The organism is Ensifer sp. ENS02, assembly GCF_014851885.1.
In the GTDB taxonomy this organism is placed as follows: Bacteria; Pseudomonadota; Alphaproteobacteria; order Rhizobiales; family Rhizobiaceae; genus Ensifer; species Ensifer adhaerens.
Genome location: NZ_JACVAO010000016.1, coordinates 112247 through 129677, shown reverse-complemented (window position 1 = coordinate 129677; position 17431 = coordinate 112247). Strand labels below are relative to the sequence as shown.

13 protein-coding genes are annotated in these 17431 nt (G+C 63.2%); 1 reads left to right on the top strand and 12 read right to left on the bottom strand.

Features of this window, described 5'->3' with window-relative positions:
- Nucleotides 1–2 precede the first annotated feature (2 nt).
- From IB262_RS28435 to IB262_RS28405, 7 genes are all read right to left on the bottom strand, one after another.
- Complete coding sequence (locus IB262_RS28435) at nucleotides 3–2363, bottom strand: SpoIIE family protein phosphatase (RefSeq protein WP_034790264.1); 2361 nt, start codon at nucleotides 2361–2363, stop codon at nucleotides 3–5.
- Nucleotides 2360–3532 (bottom strand): class I SAM-dependent methyltransferase, encoded by a 1173-nt coding sequence (locus IB262_RS28430; protein WP_034790262.1) that lies wholly within the window; start codon nucleotides 3530–3532, stop codon nucleotides 2360–2362. The genes IB262_RS28435 and IB262_RS28430 overlap by 4 nt, the downstream gene beginning before the upstream one ends.
- Entirely contained in the window at nucleotides 3532–4050 is a 519-nt protein-coding gene (locus tag IB262_RS28425) for a hypothetical protein (RefSeq protein WP_034790260.1), read from the bottom strand. The genes IB262_RS28430 and IB262_RS28425 overlap by 1 nt, the downstream gene beginning before the upstream one ends.
- Nucleotides 4051–4198: 148 nt before the next feature.
- Nucleotides 4199–5875 (bottom strand): EAL domain-containing protein, encoded by a 1677-nt coding sequence (locus IB262_RS28420; protein WP_034790258.1) that lies wholly within the window; start codon nucleotides 5873–5875, stop codon nucleotides 4199–4201.
- 530 nt (nucleotides 5876–6405) lie between these two features.
- On the bottom strand, nucleotides 6406–8202 hold the full coding sequence (gene ade, locus IB262_RS28415; protein WP_034790256.1) for an adenine deaminase: 1797 nt from the start codon (nucleotides 8200–8202) through the stop codon (nucleotides 6406–6408).
- Nucleotides 8203–8269: 67 nt separating this feature from the next.
- Nucleotides 8270–9670, bottom strand: coding sequence for an NCS2 family permease (locus IB262_RS28410; RefSeq protein WP_034790254.1), 1401 nt, complete (start codon nucleotides 9668–9670; stop codon nucleotides 8270–8272).
- 59 nt (nucleotides 9671–9729) lie between these two features.
- Nucleotides 9730–11529: an adenine deaminase gene (locus IB262_RS28405; RefSeq protein WP_034790250.1), complete on the bottom strand. Its 1800-nt coding sequence runs from the start codon at nucleotides 11527–11529 to the stop codon at nucleotides 9730–9732.
- A gap of 111 nt (nucleotides 11530–11640) precedes the next feature.
- Between IB262_RS28405 and IB262_RS28400 the strand changes: the two genes are divergently transcribed.
- A complete protein-coding gene (locus IB262_RS28400; RefSeq protein WP_034790247.1) occupies nucleotides 11641–12582 on the top strand; it encodes a LysR family transcriptional regulator in 942 nt (313 codons plus the stop codon).
- Nucleotides 12583–12631: 49 nt separating this feature from the next.
- Here the strand turns inward: IB262_RS28400 and IB262_RS28395 are convergent, their stop codons facing one another.
- From IB262_RS28395 to IB262_RS28375, 5 genes are all read right to left on the bottom strand, one after another.
- Nucleotides 12632–13594 (bottom strand): pyridoxal-phosphate dependent enzyme, encoded by a 963-nt coding sequence (locus IB262_RS28395; protein WP_034790238.1) that lies wholly within the window; start codon nucleotides 13592–13594, stop codon nucleotides 12632–12634.
- On the bottom strand, nucleotides 13591–14568 hold the full coding sequence (locus IB262_RS28390; protein ID WP_051659187.1) for a hypothetical protein: 978 nt from the start codon (nucleotides 14566–14568) through the stop codon (nucleotides 13591–13593). The genes IB262_RS28395 and IB262_RS28390 overlap by 4 nt, the downstream gene beginning before the upstream one ends.
- Entirely contained in the window at nucleotides 14565–15176 is a 612-nt protein-coding gene (locus tag IB262_RS28385) for a PAS domain-containing protein (protein WP_034790231.1), read from the bottom strand. The genes IB262_RS28390 and IB262_RS28385 overlap by 4 nt, the downstream gene beginning before the upstream one ends.
- Before the next feature lie 154 nt (nucleotides 15177–15330).
- Entirely contained in the window at nucleotides 15331–16836 is a 1506-nt protein-coding gene (locus tag IB262_RS28380) for a tripartite tricarboxylate transporter permease (protein ID WP_034790228.1), read from the bottom strand.
- A gap of 24 nt (nucleotides 16837–16860) precedes the next feature.
- Nucleotides 16861–17319, bottom strand: a complete 459-nt coding sequence (locus IB262_RS28375) for a tripartite tricarboxylate transporter TctB family protein (RefSeq protein ID WP_034790226.1) — start codon at nucleotides 17317–17319, stop codon at nucleotides 16861–16863.
- Nucleotides 17320–17431 lie beyond the last annotated feature (112 nt).

The window sequence follows — 17431 nt, the reverse complement described above, 5'->3', positions numbered from 1 at the left end:
GATCACCTGTGTCTCATGACGACGAGCGTGATGTCGTCGTAGATCTTCTGCTTGCCGATATGCGCCATCAGGTCGTTGATGATACCCGATTTGACGTCCTCGGCGCTCTGTCCGTAAAACTTTCCGGCACTCTCGCACAGTCGCTCGATGCCAAACAGTTCGCCCTTGGCGTTCGCTGCCTCGGTCACGCCGTCCGTATGCAGCACGATCATGTCGCCGCGGCCGAACGAGATCTCGCGGGTGGCAACAAAGCGCGAAATGTCCGATTCCAGGCCAATCGGCAGGCCGAGGTCGAGCGTGTCGATCCGCTCGATTTCCGCACCCTTGCGCACGACGATCAGTTCCTCGTGCTGCCCCGACAGCGTCAGGCGGCCGTGGTCGTAGTCGAGGAAGGCCAACGACAGATGCTTGTCAGTGTTGGTGCGCACGATGTTCTTGTAGATGGCGCGGTTGAGGCGGTTGAGAAACTGCTCCGGGTCCATGTCGCCGGCTTCCTGCAGGGCCCTTGCGACCGACTGCACCATCAGCATCAGCACGCCGCTTTCAAGGCCATGACCGGTCACGTCGCCGATGCCGATCTTCAGCCGCTCACCGTCGCGCAGCACATCGTAGTAGTCGCCGCCCACCTCGTCGGCCGGGCGCATATAGGCGGCGATTTCGAGATCGGCGATTTCCGCGAGCTCGCCGGCCTTCGGCAGCACCATCATCTGGATCTGCTTGGCGACGGCGAGTTCGGCGCCAAGGCGCAGGTTCTCGCTGCGCAGTTGGGTATTCAGCGTCGAAATCTGATGGTTGGCGTCCTCGAGCTGCTTGGTGCGTTCGGTCACCAGGTTTTCGAGGTTCTCGGTATGGTAGCTGATCTCCTCAGCCATTCTATTGAACGCGATAGCGGCTTCACCGACTTCGTCGCGCGTCGTGATGGGCACACGGACGGAGTAGTCCTTCGCCTCGATGCTGGTTGCCGCTCCGGCGAGCGCGCTGATGCCGCGGGTGACCCGCTTGGAGATGCCGAACACGGCGAGCGTGACGAACAGCAGCGAAGCGAGCAGGGCCAGGATCTGATAGATGAGGATGCGGTTCGTCGCTTCAGAGATACTCGCCTGTGCCGCAAACAGCGAGGCATAGATTTCGCGCTCCGGCACGACGATGCCGATCGACATGGTCTCGCGGCGCACCGGGCCGGAAACCCAGAGGTTCTCCGGCTCGAGCTGCTTGAGGAGAATGAGATAGGGGACCTTCTCACCACCCTCATCGAGCAGCACCCGCTGAATGGCGCCATCGGTGCCAAGCGGCAGCTCTGCGATCGCGGGCTGGGCGCTGCGGCGCAGCGAGCGCTCCAACCCGGTGACGCCTTGTCCACCCGTGTCGCTGGACCGCCGCAGGCCGATCACCTTTTCGCCGACCGGATTGATGGCAAGCACGTTGCCGTCGGACATCACCAGAAATCCGAAGCCGCTGTCGCCGACCTTGACGCTTTCGACAACCTCGGCCAGCTGGTCGAGCGTGATATCGGTTCCGGTTGCTCCGGCGACACCTTTGCGGTCGGGCGTCCAGAGTGGCTGGAAGAAGCTGACGATCAGTTTGCCCGAGGCGGCATCGGTATAAGGTGCCGTTTGCGTGGTATCGGCTGCAACGGGCCTGAGGCTCGGTTGCTTCGCCCATTCCTCCCAGGACTCATAGAGGCCGGGGAAGAAGAAGTTCCAGAAGTTGGCTTCGTTATGGCCGGGGTAGAGACGGTCGAACGTCTGCGCCTGATCCGCATAGGGCGCCATCCGCAAGATCGGCCGCTCTTTTGGTCCGACGTAGTACATCTGCAGTTTGGAGCGGCCGTGCGCAAGCAGGGCGGGCGCAACCAGATCGAGAACGGCGCTGTTCTCAATATCGGCCTGCACCTCGGGTAGTGGCCGATGGTCGGGGCCAAGGAGATAGCTCCAGACGCTTACGCTCGAGAGCGGCCCCGGAAGGTTTTGCGCCCACCCACCTTTGGCATCGTAAGTGACGGTAACGGACTCCGGTGCGTGCCGCGCAAGTGCCTCACCGACGTCGGACCGGCGCACGGGGCGGTCGATCTGCGCCTGGATTACGCCCGCGAGCGTGGCGACGTCGGCGTGAACCTGGCCGAGCAGAAGATTAACCCGCGCGGCCGTCGATTCCGCGTAGGTGAGCATGTAGTCTTCGTTGGCGTTTTGCAGGCCCTGTCCGACTTCCGTCGTCGCGTCGCGCGACAGTCTTTGAACGTTCCAGAGCGCCAGCCCGCCTGTCAGCAGGAGGTCGAAGAGCACGGCGCTGCCGACGACCAGCACGAACTTGGCGCGAAAGGATCTCAAACCGAACCGGGGGCGTTTGATATTGCTCGCGCTCATAGTGGTTTGCGCCCGGACGCTGCCCAGATCGGCCAGCCCGCATAGCCCTTCGGATGCAGTGCAGCGAAGATGTGATCCCGGAAGCCCTGGCGGAACCGCTCGATGAATTCGGGTGTTTCGCCGTGCCTCACCGCCATGTCCGCAAACATCTTCTCCCAGCCGGCGATGATATCGGCGAAATCCTGTGGGTCACCGTCCAGATTGGTGACCATGAAGGATTCGACCAGGATGTCGTCGAAGCCCGTGTCGGCAAGATAGCGCCGGCTCTTCGGCCCGAACTCCACATCTATCTCGAAATTGCTCAAAAGCCGCGCGAGCTCATTGTAGGTCCATTGGATGCTTTGCGCCCGCGGCTCGCCGAGGCAGTGCGAGTTCTTCTCGTTGGTGATGTAGACGCGGCCGCCCGGCTTCACGATCCGATAGAGTTCCTTGAGAAGCAGCTCCGGCTGATTGAAGACCTGCAGCGAGTGGCGGCAACTCACGAAGTCGAACTGGTTGTCCTCAAGCAGCATCTCCGACGCGTCGCCGTAGGTGTATTCGATACCCGTCACGCCGAACTCGGCGGCCACCTTTCGGGCATAGGCGAGGCTCGGCTTCGAGTGGTCGAGCGCGACGATCCGCGACGGCTGGAACTCCTTCTGCGCGAGCACGGCGAAATCGCCGATGCCGCAGCAGATGTCGGCCACGGCGATGCCGGGCCGCATGCCGTGGCGCGGCAGGATGGTGCGCTCGTGGCGCCAGGTCAATTTCGTCTGCGCGCGCAGGATTGGGATGAAGCTCGTATCCTCGAAGTAGTCCTGGCCAGGATAGAACATCGAATCATAGACCTCGACGGAGATCTGCGGCTCGATCGTGCTCAGGTGCCGGAACATGCGCGTCGTCCAGCTGACGACGCTTGACGTGATGACGATCAGGCGCAGGTCCGACCGCTCCCGGCAGGCGTCGAGGGCGACCCGGATGAAGGCCTGGAAGGCCGTGTTGTTCATCTGGATGAGGCGCTTCACATCGATATAGAGAACGCCGCGCACCGTATCGATGGCTTCCCTCAGCGCATGGATACTCTCGGCGATTTCATCGATCGAACGCGGCCGAATCGTTCCGGCAAGCGAGAAGATCTGGCTGTTCGGATCGAAGTCGACCTTGAAACGCTGAGGAAGGCTCGCCGCCATCAACTCACCATTCCTTCAAGAGGAAGATCCACGATCAGGGTGATGGCCGGAGCCGCATCCTCGTCAAGCCGGAGGCGGGCGTCATAGTTGACCGCCAGGTCCAGAAGCACCGATTCCCGGCTGGGGGCAAGGTCGTTGGAAATGGCGTCGAGATAGCGGGCCTGGGCATCGCTCTCACGGGTTTTCGAGACAGCCTCGCGATAGAAGCGCGCCTGACCAGGTGGGCATGGAAAGCTCAGTTGAACCCGTTCCGTGGCGCCTTGGCGATAGATCGACAGGCCGATCTTTCCGTCGGTGGTGCCGCCGCGAAACGAAACCTCCAGAAGCTCGTTGAGGGCGGAGGAAAAGAAGTTGGAATGCCGTACCGGATCGGTCCTGTTGTGGCTGATCATCCGGGCGAGGTAGCTCGAGACATGATCGCAATGGTGCCAGTCCGAAAGGAAATCTTCCATCTCCATATCGAACTGAAGCAGCGGCTCGAAAGCCGTTTCCGTGGTCTTATTGACACTAGCACCCATGCAGCAATGTCCTCCGCACCCCGAACTCTGCCACGGCCATACGCCACTTTCTATAATGATTTCTAACCACGCAACCCCGGGATCTTGCATGAAGACAACCCAGGTATTGCCTCGCGCCATATCGGGCGCAACGCACAGATGTGGGGGGCTACAGCGTCGCCATTGCCGATGAGCGGCGAAGATAGGCGCCGATCGCGTCCGCCGGCATGGGCATGCCCAGGAAATAACCCTGCAGACGGTCGCAACCCTCTTTTCGAAGCCAGACGGCCTGCCCGATCGTCTCGACGCCCTCGGCGGTCACGCGCATGCCGAGACCGTGGGCAAGGGCGATGATCGACCGGACGATCGTCTGGCTCTTTTCGTCGCTCTCCAGATCCTTGATGAAATAGCGGTCGATCTTGATCGTATCGAAGGGGAAGTTCTTGAGGTAGCTGAGCGACGAATAGAAGGTGCCGAAATCGTCGAGCGAGATCTGGATGCCGAGCACGTTGAGGGTGTTCAGCGTGTCGAGATTGTTGGTCGTGCGTTCAAGCAGCACCGATTCGGTAACTTCCAGTTCCAGCCGGTCGGCCCTCAAGCCCGCCATGTCGATTGCCTGGGCGATCCGGTCCGTCAGGCCCTCGCGCAGGAACTCCGCCGGCGACAGGTTGACGGCGACGGTGAAATGCGACGGCCAGGTGGCAGCCTGCCGGCAGGCCTCCTCCAGGACCCATTGGCCGATCTCGTTCATCAGGCCGTCGGCTTCCGCCATCGGGATGAAGACGTTGGGCGGGATCGTGCCGACCAGCGGATGATGCCAGCGCACCAGCGCCTCGAAGCCGACGATCGAAAATGGCGGCTCGACGAGTGGCTGGTATTCGATTGAAAACTGCTTGTCCTGCAGCGCGGTGCGCAGACTGCGGCGCAGCATCTCGCGCTGTTCCAGCACGATCAGCATGGAACGGCTGAAGGTCTTTGCCCTGCCTCGTCCATCCTTCTTGGCGGCATAGAGCGCAATGTCCGCCGCCTTCATCAGTTGCTCGATGTCGTTTCCGTCGTTCGGCGCAATGGCAATGCCGATGCTGGCGCCGACGAAGACGGAGATGCCATCGATGGTGAAAGGTTCGCTGAACGCCTCGATCAGTGCCTCGGCGAGATACTCGGCGTCCGCCGGCTGGTCGCTTTGACGCTGGATGACGGCGAATTCGTCGCCGGCCAGGCGATAGGCGACTTCGCCGTCGCGAAGGGCGCCGCGAATGCGCTCGGCCGCCATCTTGAGGACGGCGTCGCCGGCGCCGTGGCCGAGTGTGTCGTTGACCGGCTTGAAATCGTCGAGGTCGATCTGCATCAGCGCCAGCTTCTCGCCGGATGTCGGCAGGATACTCTGCAGGTCGTCGCTGAACTGCCGCCGGTTGGGCAGGCCCGTCAGCACGTCGTGGGTCGCCTGGTGCAACAGCAGCGCGCGTTCGCTTTCGCCATGGCTGCCGATCTCGCGGCGGGTCGCGCGGCCGCTCGTTTCGAGCACGCCGATGCCGCGCATGGCGCGAAAGACGAGCAGCGTGCGCCGCGACTTGGTGGCGGCGTCGACCACCTCGACGCTGCGCGGCACGCCGTAAGCGATGACGGATTCCACCGCCGCCTTGGAAACGGGCGCAAGCAGTTCGGGATAGAGATGCCACAGGGTGGCATCGACAAGCGTGCCGACTTCGTAGGTTTCCTGCAGCGCCGGCGAGGCGCTGGTCAGATGAAAGGCCTCGTCATAGAACGAGAGAACCTCGTCCATATGAGCCGCAACGGGATCCTGCACTGAAGCTGAAGCAGACAAGGTTGCATCAGTGTCCGGCATGCTTGCCTTTCCCTCTCTGTTTCGAACGCGCCGGAAGAATATAAAAGCCCGCTCCAGCGGCGCTCCGGTTCGGCTCGTCCTTCTGCAAAGCTACCGCGTCGCCCGCCCGGGTCAATGCCAATAGGCTGCCTGCGATCTTACCTGTGGAAACCTCGCTTCGGAGCATGGCGAGCGCTGCTCGATATCCTTTGCCCCACACGGTTGTATATAAGCTTCCTCTTGTATCATTTGCCATCATTGCATGCAATTTGGGGCGGAACAGCTGTGGGCGTTTCAGCTCCGCCTATACGCATGTCCCATTGTGGGACGCCATATCAGCAAGGGTTTCGGGCGTCTACTGCGGCCGGTCGCGGTTAAGCAAACGGCAGATACGCCCGGGCAACGGGGCCGTTGGGCTCCGTTTAAGTTTCGGTTAACCATAAAGGAAGTTTTCAGGGGATTATGTGGCTTGACCCATCCCGCGATCACCCGGAATTAAGAACCACGGGCGAGTTGGCCACCGGGTTGCCGGTGGCCAATCGCTATTAAGCTCAGTGCGTGCTCAGAATCACGTCGGTCTTCTGGAAGGTCCGGACGTCGATCAGGCCCTTGTCGGAAATGCGCAGTTCCGGAATGACGACGAGCGCAAGCAGCGAGTGCTGCATATAGGCGTTGTTCAGCCGGCAGCCACAGGCGCGCATGGCCTCGACGATGGCGGCCGCTTTCTCGGCGACGATCTCCGCTCGCTGATCCGACATCAGGCCGGCGACGGGCAGCTCGACCAGGGCCAGTTCGCGGCCTTCCTTGATGACGACGATGCCGCCGCCGACCTCGTGCAGGCGGTTGGCGGCCTTGGCCATGTCCGCCTTGTTCGTGCCGACCACGATCATATGGTGGCTGTCATGGGCGACCGTGCTCGCCATGGCGCAATCGCTGTCATAGCCGAAGCCGGAGACGAAGGCGTTGACCACGTCGCCGGTGCCGCGGTGGCGCTCGACGAGCGCGATCTGGCAGACGTCGTTGGCCCGGTCCATCTGCACGAGGCCGTTCTCGATCGCCACCTCGGCCTGAAGCGCCCGCGTCGGCGCCTGGTTCTCGACGACGCCGATGACGTTGACCCGCGCGCGCGTCGCCCGTGCGTTGGATGGGATGTCGAAATCCGCGGCGGCCAGTAACCGGCCAAGGTGGACGGTGTTGCGGGCGCTTTCCGGGTAGACATAGGCCGGGATATCGCGCGCGAGTGTGCCGTTCTCTGCCATCAGCTCGCCGCGGGCAAACACCATTTCGATCGGCAGCGCGGCGAGGTCCGAGGTGACGATCAGGTCTGCCCGGCGACCCGGTGCGATCGAGCCGATTTCGCGCTCCAGGCCGAAATGCTGGGCGGTGTTGAGCGTCGCCATCTGGATCGCGGTCACGGGTTTCAGACCCTGAGCGATGGCATGGCGCACGACGCGGTTCATGTGTCCGTCGTGAACCAGCGTGCCGGAGTGGCTGTCGTCGGTGCAGAGCAGGAAGTTGCGCGGGTCGAGGCCGGATTCGGTGACGGCCTTGATCTGCGCGGCAATGTCGTACCAGGCGGAGCCGAGGCGCAACATGGCGCGCATGCCCTGGCGCACACGGGCGATTGCGTCGTCGACCGTCGTGCCTTCATGGTCGTCGGCCGGTCCGCCGGCGGCATAGGCGTGGAACTCGCGGCCGAGATGCGGCGAGGCATAGTGCCCGCCGACGGTCAGCCGCGCATCCTGGGTGGCGGCGATCTCGGCCATCATCTTCGGATCGTTTCCGGCAACGCCGGGGAAATTCATCATCTCGCCGAGACCGATGACGTTCGGCCAGGCAAGCGCCTCGGCGACATCCTGTGCTGAAAGCTCGGCGCCGGCAGTTTCAAGACCCGGGGCGCTCGGCACGCAGCTCGGTACCTGGACCAACACGTTGATCGGCAGACTCTGGGCTTCTTCGTTCATCAGCCGGACGCCGTCGAGGCCGAGCACATTGGCGATCTCGTGCGGGTCGATGAACATGGTGGTGGTGCCGTGCGGAATGACCGCGCGGGCAAATTCGGTAACGGTGACGAGGCCGCTCTCCACATGCATGTGCGCGTCGCAGAGGCCGGGAACAAGATAGCGCCCGGCGGCGTCGACGACCTTGGTGCCTTCGCCGATCGTGTGGCTGGCATCCGGACCGACATAGGCGAAGCGGCCGGCTTTGACGGCGATATCGGTGCCGGGGATGATTTCGCCGGAGTAGACGTTGACCCATTTGCCGTTGCGGATCACGAGATCGGCGGGCTTGCGGCCCATGGCGACGTCGACCAGTTCGGGTGCGGTCTTCGACCAGGATTGAAGCATGACTGTTTCCTTCGGATGGGCGATGTCGGCGCCCTTGCATTAAGGGCGCCGTCGGATTTTCTGGCGGTTACTGGGTCTGGGCGACGAGCGCTGCGGCGAGCAGTGCCACGAACCACATGACCGGTCTTACATCGCCAGCCCGGCCGCAGACCAGCTTGATCAGCACATAGGCGATGATCGCGAGCGACAGGCCGAGCGTGATCGAGAAGGTGAGCGGGATCAATACGATCGCAAGGAAGGCCGGGATCGCCTCGTCGAGCGCGCTCCAGCGGATGTTGCTGATAGGCTCGGACATGAAGAGGCCGGTGAGGATCAGCACCGGGGCGGTCGCAACCGCCGGCACCAGAGAAAGCAGCGGCGACAAAAACAGGAAGGGCACGAAGAGCAGACCCGCGACCAGCGCGACGAGACCGGTGCGTCCACCCTGCTGGATGCCGGCGCCGGATTCGAGATAGACGGTCGCCGGGCTGGTGCCGAGCGGTGCGGAAATCAGTGCCGCGATGGCGTCGACATGCATCGATTCCCGGATGTTGCGCGGCATGCCGTTTTCATCCTTGAGGTCTGCCGCTTCCGCGAGGCCAAGGAAGGTCGAGAGCGCCTCGATGAAGTTGGTGAACAGGAAGACAAAGATGAAGGGCAGGTAGATCAGGTTCAGTGCGCCCAGGAGATCGATCTGGCCGACGAAGCTGAAATCCGGTGCAGCGGAGAGACCGCTCCAGTTGACCAGCGTGTGCACATCCGGCGTCTCCGGCCAAAACGCGCTGCCGTCGCCCCACCAGCGACCGATCGGGATCGAGAGAATAGTGGTGAGGATCATGCCGGCCATCATCGCGCCCGGAACCCGCCGCACCACCAGCGCCACCGTGAGCACGAAGCCGGCGATGAAGGTGAGGGTGACCGGGTTGAACTGCGTGAGACCAACGATCGTGTCGGGGTTGGCGACGATGAACTTGGCGTTTTCCAGGCCGATCAGCGCGATGAAGAGGCCGATACCGCAGGCGATGCCATAGCGCAGATCGACAGGGATCGCCTCGATGATCGTCTGGCGCAGATTGAAGAACGCCATGACGGTAAAGAGCACGCCGGCCCAGAAGACGCAGCCAAGCGCGACCTCGAGCGGCACCTTGGCGCCGACCACCATGGTGTAGGCAAAGAGCGCGTTGATGCCCATGCCCGGCGCCACCAGAATGGGGCTACGCGCATAGAGCCCCATGGCGCAGCTGCCGATGAAGCTGACGAGCACCGTCGCCGTCACGCCGGCCGAAAATGGAATGCCGGCATGCGCCAGGATCGAGGGATTGACGACGATGACGTAGGAGGCGGCGAGGAAGGTGGTGAGTCCTGCGAGGATCTCGGTGCGGATGGTCGAGCCGAGCCGCGAAATCTGGAAGTAGCGGTCGAGCAGCGCTGCGAGCCAGGATGTCTCCGGGCTTGGTGCCGCCTCCACGGACTTGTTCTGATAGTTCATCTTGTTCCCCTTTTTTGAACGAAGAAGGGGGCCGGCATGACCGGCCCCCTTCCAAGGCATCATTCCGCAGCGACGGCGCGCTCGTCCCCGCCGGCGGGCGAAAACGGCGAGATCACCTTCAGCCCGACGCAGTCGACGACACCGAGATCGGTGATCGCATATTCCGGGATCGCCGTGATCTGCAACACGAACATGTACATGAAGGGCCAGGGCAGCGGGCAGCCGAGGGCGCGGGCCGCGTCGTCGAGCTGGTCTTCCAGCGCTGCCATCTCGGCCGGCTCGATGTCGGAAACGATGCCGCCGATCGGCAGGTGCAGGAAGGCCTCGACCTTGCCGTTCCTGACCACGACCTGGCCACCATGGTTGGCGATCAGGTGGTTGATGGCGATACGCATATCCTCGAGATCGGCGCCGATGCAGATGATGTTGTTGTCATCGGGCGCAGTGGAGCTGGCGATCGCGCCTTGCTTGAGGCCGAAGCCCGACGCAAAGGCGACCGGACGGTTGCTCGTCTTGCCGTAGCGTTCGACGACGGTGACGTATTGCACGTCCCGTGCGGGATCTGCGAGCACCTGGCCGTCCTTGACCGCAAGCGTCACGTCGCGGCGAGTGCGCACGAAGATCTTTTCCGGGGTGACGGCGATCGCCATGGCGTCTGCCGTCTCGCCGGCGCCGTGATAGGCGACCTTGAGATCGCCGGGCTGAAGCGGCGCGACCTTCACCGAGTTCAGAAGTGCGACGCTGCGCTGCGGCGGGATCAGTTCGATCGCCATCTTGCCGTTGCGGGCGACGACTTCACCCTTGGCGACGACGGTTTCGATGGTGAAGTTGCGCAGGTCGTCGACGAGCAGGATGTCGGCCGCGCGGCCGGGCGAGATCGAGCCGACCTTGTCGTCGATGCGGAGCGCATCGGCGCCGTTGATCGTCGCCATCTGGATCGCCGCCATCGGCGAAATGCCCATGGCGATCGCCATGCGCACCATGTGGTCGAGATGGCCGCGCTTGAGGATGTCGCTTGCTACCACGTCATCGGTGCAGAAGCTGATGCGGCGCAGCGCCTTAACGCCCATTTCCGTGACGATGCGCAGGTTGTCGGCGAGGAAGTGCGAGATCGAGGATTCTCGTACAACGACATGCATGCCGGCGCGCAGCTTTTCGAGCATTTCTTCCGGCGTGTAGCTCTCGTGGTCGGCGCGAACGCCGGACTGCTGGTAGCCGTTGAGCCGCGCGCCACGGGTCATCGGGCAGCAGCCGAGAACCGGCAGGCGGCTCTTTTCGGCGAGTTCGAGCGCCGCGAGCACGTCGGCGTCCTCCTCCTGGATGAACTCGCGCACGGTTTCCCATATGCCGACGCATTCCGGCCAGTGGTGCGTCGCCTGGTGGTCGGCCGGGCTGAAATAGTGGCCGACGGTCGAGCGCGGCATGGTGTAGGGCGTCTTGCAAGGCGCGCCCCAGAAGACCTTGAGTGGCGTCTGTTTTGCCTCGTCGAGGAACTCGCGCGCCGCGGCCGGGCCGCCGACGACGATGATCTGGTCGAGGCCGGTGACGATCGAGGTGGTGCCGAGCGGCACGACGGCCTTGGCAAAGCTCGTCAGTGACATCTTCGAGCATTCGACATGCAGATGCCCGTCGATCATGCCGGGTGCCAGGTATTTGCCGGTGGCATCGACGATCCTGGTCTCTGGCCCGATATAGTCGGAGATGTCGCCGACGGCGATGATGCGTTCGCCATAGATCGCGACGTCGGCCTGGTAGATCTCTTCCGAAACGACGTTGACCAGGCGACCGCCGCGGATCGCCAACGTTGCCTTGCCGCCGGTGCCCGATGCGGCGCGAATGAATTCTCTGATATCGCTCACTGGAACCTCTTCTCCCTTAGCTCCAGTGAATATTCCCAATTCCCAGTCGTTTACACAATGGGCCGAAATAGGCTATTCTCTGGACATATCGTGCAAGATTTTGGACGAAATATGGATCTTTCGCTCATAGACTGTTTCGTGAAAGTTGCGGATTCCCGTTCGATTTCAGCGGCTTCCAGGCGCCATCGCCTGCCGAAATCAACACTCAGCCACAAGATCCGGCAATTGGAGGATGAGTTCGGCATCGAGCTCTTCGTGCGCGAGGGTCATCAGTTGCATGTGACCGACGCGGGCGCGGAGTTCCTGCGCTACGCCCGGCTCATTCAGTCGAATTGCGACGATGCGGCAACCGCGATGGCGGAGATGCGCCAGGAGGTGGCGGGCACCCTGCGCGTGGGCTCGACCGGCGAGTTCGGCACGACGATCACCTCGGAACTGCTCTATGCCTTTCGCCAGCAATATCCGCAGGTCAATCTCGACGTTGTGTTCCTGTCCTCGCGCCAGCCATTCTCCGACGTTACCGAACAGGCGCTCGACGGCATCTTCCATTGGGGCGAGCCGTCCGATGTCGACTACATCAGCCGCAGACTTTCGGTCTCGTCTTATGGCCTCTTCGCCAGCCCGCACTACATCGCCCGGCATGGCCAGCCGGATAATCCGGATGCGCTCGCCGGCCATCGCGGCCTCGTCTTCCGCCAGCCGACGCGGCTGCAGTCCTGGTATCTGACACAGTCAGGCGAAGACGAGGTGGACCTGCTGCCGACGGCGACCTGCACAACCAACGACTACTGGACGATCAAGTATTTCGCCGTCGCCGGTGAGGGCATCGCCTATCTGCCCGACTTTTTCGTCGAGACCGAGCGGCAAGCCGGCCTGCTGGAGCCGGTGCTATCGGACTGGCGCTCGCCGCAGACGGCGATCAACCTCATCTATTCGCGCCGTCGGCACGTCTCGAAGCGGTTCAAGGCCTTCGTCGACTTCTGCATCGACTTCTACCGCGACCGGGACCGGGTGAAGATCCCGCGCTACTACGTGGAGCGCGTGAGCCTCTAGAGGCGAGGCGAGGCGAGGCGAGGCGGGGCAGCGCCATGCAGCGGCGTCTCTAGCCCAGCAACGAAGGCAGCGCGCTGGCGCCGTCGACATTGCCGCCACAAAGCAGGATGACGTTGGTCTGGCCGGTGCACCTCGCCGCGATCTGCCGGAAGCCGGCAAGTGCGAGAGCTGCCGCCCCCTCTACCAGCATATGCTCGTCGAGCAGCAGGTCCCGCATTGCGGCCGCGATCTCTGCTTCCGAGCAGGTCACGACCTCATCGACCACGGTCATCGACAATGGGAGGGTCACGCTGTCTTCGTCGAGACCGCCGGCAACGGCATCGGCGAGCGTTTCGAGGTGTTCGGTTTCGACCACCCGGCCGGCCCTTATCGAGGCCGCAAGCGCTGCCGAATTTGCAGCGGACACGCCGATGACGCGAGTATGCGGGCGGAAACTCTTCAGCACCGAGCCGATGCCGCTGATCAGTCCGCCGCCGCCCATGGCGATGAAGACATTGTCGATGCGTTCGGCTTGCTCCAGGAGTTCAAGTGCGATCGTGCCCTGGCCGGCGATGATTTCCGGGTCGTTGTAGGGCGAGACGTAGCCGAGCTTTTCGGTCGCGGCCAGCTGCTGCGCATGCTGTTCGGCAAGCCCGGTTTCGGAACCGTGAAGGACGACCTCGACGCCGTAGGCGCGGATGTGCTCCAGCTTCGCCGGCTTGACAATCTCGGGCAGCACCACCGTCAGTTTCTGGCCGATCGCACTTGCTGCGTGGGCAGCACCGATGCCGTGATTGCCGGAGGAGGCGGTGATCACCTGCTGGTCTCTTGGCAGCGAGGTCATCTTGCTCGCAGCCCCGCGGATCTTGAAGGAGCCGGTCAGCTGCAGGTTTTCCGCCTTGAACAGTACCGTCGAGGCTGTCTGCGGCCCGATCGCGCGCGACGGGATCAGTGGCGTCTCGTAGATGAAGGGGCGGATGCGCTGGCGTGCGCGGACAGCGCGCGCGGCCGTTTCGAAGACGTCTCTGGTCATGCGGTTGTTCCTTGCGAGCGGCCGAGCAAGCCGAGTTCATAAAGCACCGTGCGGGCAATGGCGATGTCCTGCGTCGCGATCCCTGTCAGGTCGGCGATGGTGATGTCGTTGTCCGAACGTCGACCTTCGGCCGCACCGGAAAGGACCGCGCCGAGGGCGACACAGCGTTCCTCCTGGATCACCACGGCCCGAGACGCCGCAGAAAATTCACCGTGGTCCAGGCATTGCTCGGCGAGATCGACAAAGAGGCGGTCGGCGCGGGCAACGAGGGCAGTTTCGAGCTCCTGCTTGCCGGGTGCGTCCGCGCCCATGGCGGTGATATGGGTGCCAGGCCCGATCCATTCCGATCGGATCAGCGGCTCCTTCGATGGCGTCGTGGTTACGATCGCATCGGACTGGCGGCAGAGCGTTTCGAGATCGGTTGCCGCCTCCATAGAAAGGTCGAGGTCTGTCAGGTCGGTAAGCACCGCATTTGCCTTTTCCATGGACCGCCCCCAGACCGTGAACCGCAATGGACGATCCGAGAGGGAGGCCAGCGCCCGGATCTGGATGCGCGCCTGCGTGCCGGCGCCGACGATCCCGATCGAGCAGGCGTCCTTGCGCCAGAGCGCCATGGTCGCGATCGCACCGCCGAGGCCGGTGCGAAGATCGGTGAGCAGGCCCTTGTCGTCGAGCACGGCCACCACGTCGCCGGTCTCAGAGGATACTGCGACCATCATGCCGGTGCTCGACGGCAGTCCCTTGGCCGGATTGTCGTAGAAGCCGGAGGCGATCTTCACGACGAAGATCGGATCGCCTTCGATGTAGCCGTATTTGATGTGGCAATCCGCATTCCGACCGGGAAGCGGCAGATAGCCGACCGGCGGCAGATTGGCGCGACCGTCGGTGACGGCGATATAGGCGTCGCGGATGGCCGGTGCCGCGAGCGTCAGCAACCGCAGCTCGGCCAGTCTTTCTCGATCGATGACGATCATGGCGCGCTCCCCTGGCTCAGATATTTGTAGACGGTCGCCCGGCCCATGCCGAGGATGCGCGAGATGTAGGAGGCGGCATTCTTGCCGCCGAAGGCGCCATCAGCGGAAAGGGCGATCACCAGCGCCTGCTTGTCGTTGCGGCTCAGGCTCGAGACTGTCAGCCCGCGCGCCACGGTCCATTGCTGGACATATTCGTTGACGCGCTCGTGCCAGTCTTCCTTGAACAGGCTCTCGGGCTTGTCTGCGTCGATGGGAACGCGGACGAGCGCGTTGAGCGTCCTGAGTGCCGCATGAAAGTCGGAGACATCGGCATTGATGCAGAGCACGCCGATCGCCTTGCCGTCCGCGTTTCGCAGCACGGCGCTGATCGCCTTGATCGAGCGTCCGTCCCAATTGACCTTCTCGTAGGGGCCGATGATCGCTTCGCCTTGGCTGAACCCGATTTCGCTCAGCAGCGAAGCTTCGCCGATCTCGCGCTTGGAGAAGTTGCCAGCGATCTGGACGACGGTTTCAGTCGCCAGATCGTGCAGCACGACCTCGGCATAGGGCTGGAACAGCAAGGCGATCGCGTCGCAGACCAGGCAATAGGGGCGGAGTTCTGGGGTCACGGCGTTCCTCTTCCTCGATAGCAATCCATAAATCACGCGTAGACGAAAAAGTCTATATTGGATTTATAGTCTGCACACCGCTCAAAACGACAACAGCGGCGCGCGATGGGCTCGCGCGCCGCTGTCCAAGCAGCCGACCGGGGAGGGGGATCAGCTAGCTCGTGGCGGTCTTGACGACCTTCGTCCGCCTCCAGCCGGCGACGAGTGGCATCACGGCCATGGCGCCCGCCAGGATCCAGAGAATGATCGAGATCTTGCTCTGGAACAGGATCGAGATATCGCCGCCGCTGATCGCCAGCGCATTGCGCAGGTTCACCTCCATCACATGGCCGAGCACGAAGCCGAGGATGATCGGCGCCATGTCGAAGCCGGCCTTTCGAAGCAGCCAGCCGATGATGCCGATGCCGAGCATCAGGAGGATCGAGAAAACCGAGGCGTGGGTGGAATAGACGCCGACAACCGACAGCACGAGGATGCCCGGAACCAGCAGCCAGTTCGGTACCGTCAAGACGCGGGCGAAGATGTTGACGAGCGGCAGGTTGAGGAGAAGCAAGAGCACGTTGCCGATGAAGAGCGATGCGACGAGACCGCCGACCACTTCCGGCCGCTCGGTGATCAGCATCGGGCCCGGCTGGATGTTGTAGAGCATCAATGCGCCGAGCATGACGGCGGTCGTGCCGGAGCCGGGCACGCCGAGCGTCAGCATCGGTACGAAGGCGCCGCAGGCGGTGGCGTTGTTGGCAGCCTCAGGGGCCGTGAGACCTCGTACGTCGCCCTTGCCGAAGGTGCCTTCGGTGTCGGAGATGCGCTTCTCCGTGGTGTAGGAAACGGCGCTCGAAACCGATGCGCCGGTGCCCGGCAACACGCCAACGATGAAGCCGATGACCGAACCACGCAGCGTCGCACCGATCGATTTGCGGATATCGTCGAGGCGGGCGGTCATGCGGCCGAGTTCGCGGATGACCGTGACGCCGCTTGCCTGGTGTTCGAGGATCAGCAGCGCCTCGGACACCGAGAAGAGACCGATGACCAGCACGACGAATTCGATGCCGTCGCCGAGTTCCGGCTCGTTGAAGGTGAAGCGATAGGCGCCGGAGGTGGCGTCGAGGCCGACGGTCGCAAGCATCAGGCCGAGCGTGCAGCCGATCAGCGTCTTTACCGGCTGGCTACCGACCATGGAACCGAGGGTCGCGAAGGCGAACACCATCAGCACGAAGTATTCGGCCGGGCCGAAGCCGATGGCGAGGCCCGCAAGCAGCGGCGCGAACAGCGCCAGCCCGACGGCGCCGAAGACCCCGCCGACGAAGGAGGAGAGGCCGGAGAGCATCAACGCTTCGCCGGCGCGGCCCTGGCGGGCCATCGGGTTGCCGTCGAGCGCCGTCATGACCGCGCCGGCATCGCCCGGCACGTTCAGAAGGATCGAGGAAATGCGGCCGCCATATTCGGCCCCGCAATAGACGGCGGCGAGCAGGATCATCGTGCTTTCGGCCGGCAGGCCCATCGTATAGGCGATCGGGATCAGCAGCGCGATGCCGTTGATCGGCCCGATCGCCGGCAGGGCGCCGACCAGGGTGCCGATGAAGCAGCCTGCAAGACCGATGAGCAGGTTCTGCAGGGTGAGGGCGACGGTAAAACCGTTCCAGAGATAATCGAGATTCATTGAGATCACTCCATAGCCGGCGGATCAGCCAAACAGCCGGCCGGCGGGCAGATAGACGTCGAGCAGGTAGGAAAAGACGAACCACCAGAGGGCGGCTTGCCCGACGCCGCCAATCAGCGCGAGACGCAGCGGCGCGCCGAAGATCCAGCCGACGCCGAAGGTCAGCAGGAAGATCGAGGCGGCGAAGCCGGCGGGCTCCAGAAGCAGTGCCGATGCAAGAAGCAGGAGCGGTACTGCAATGATCTTCACGAGAAGCCGCCCCTGCGGAAAGGCTTCGGTCGTTCCGGGGCTTTTCAGGTAGAAGAGGCAAAGCACCGCGAGGGTGATGGCGAGCAGCACCGGCACGACGCGTGGACCGAGCGGGTCCGAGGCGAAGGCATATTCGATCTGGCTGCCGCCGATGCCATAGGCAATCGCCAGCGCGAGCATCAAGAGCCCGCCGACCCTGCCGATGCGGGAGGATGAGGAAGTGGTGTCTGACATGGTTCTGTTCCAGATGTTTACGCCAGGGAACGGGTCTTCAATCCGGCCGGATGAGACGATCGGCAGGGAGCCCGTAAAGTGGTGGCAAACAAGCGGAGCGGGAGACTGTCCC

Bases quoted from the DNA above. Each gene is read 5' to 3' on its own strand.
- ade (WP_034790256.1), bottom strand. From the start codon at position 8,202: ATGCTTCAATCCTGGTCGAAGACCGCACCCGAACTGGTCGACGTCGCC.
- IB262_RS28430 (WP_034790262.1), bottom strand. From the start codon at position 3,532: ATGGCGGCGAGCCTTCCTCAGCGTTTCAAGGTCGACTTCGATCCGAAC.
- IB262_RS28435 (WP_034790264.1), bottom strand. From the start codon at position 2,363: ATGAGCGCGAGCAATATCAAACGCCCCCGGTTCGGTTTGAGATCCTTT.
- IB262_RS28395 (WP_034790238.1), bottom strand. From the start codon at position 13,594: ATGACCAGAGACGTCTTCGAAACGGCCGCGCGCGCTGTCCGCGCACGC.
- IB262_RS28420 (WP_034790258.1), bottom strand. From the start codon at position 5,875: ATGCCGGACACTGATGCAACCTTGTCTGCTTCAGCTTCAGTGCAGGAT.
- IB262_RS28390 (WP_051659187.1), bottom strand. From the start codon at position 14,568: ATGATCGTCATCGATCGAGAAAGACTGGCCGAGCTGCGGTTGCTGACG.
- IB262_RS28425 (WP_034790260.1), bottom strand. From the start codon at position 4,050: ATGGGTGCTAGTGTCAATAAGACCACGGAAACGGCTTTCGAGCCGCTG.
- IB262_RS28380 (WP_034790228.1), bottom strand. From the start codon at position 16,836: ATGAATCTCGATTATCTCTGGAACGGTTTTACCGTCGCCCTCACCCTG.
- IB262_RS28410 (WP_034790254.1), bottom strand. From the start codon at position 9,670: ATGAACTATCAGAACAAGTCCGTGGAGGCGGCACCAAGCCCGGAGACA.
- IB262_RS28400 (WP_034790247.1), top strand. From the start codon at position 11,641: ATGGATCTTTCGCTCATAGACTGTTTCGTGAAAGTTGCGGATTCCCGT.
- IB262_RS28375 (WP_034790226.1), bottom strand. From the start codon at position 17,319: ATGTCAGACACCACTTCCTCATCCTCCCGCATCGGCAGGGTCGGCGGG.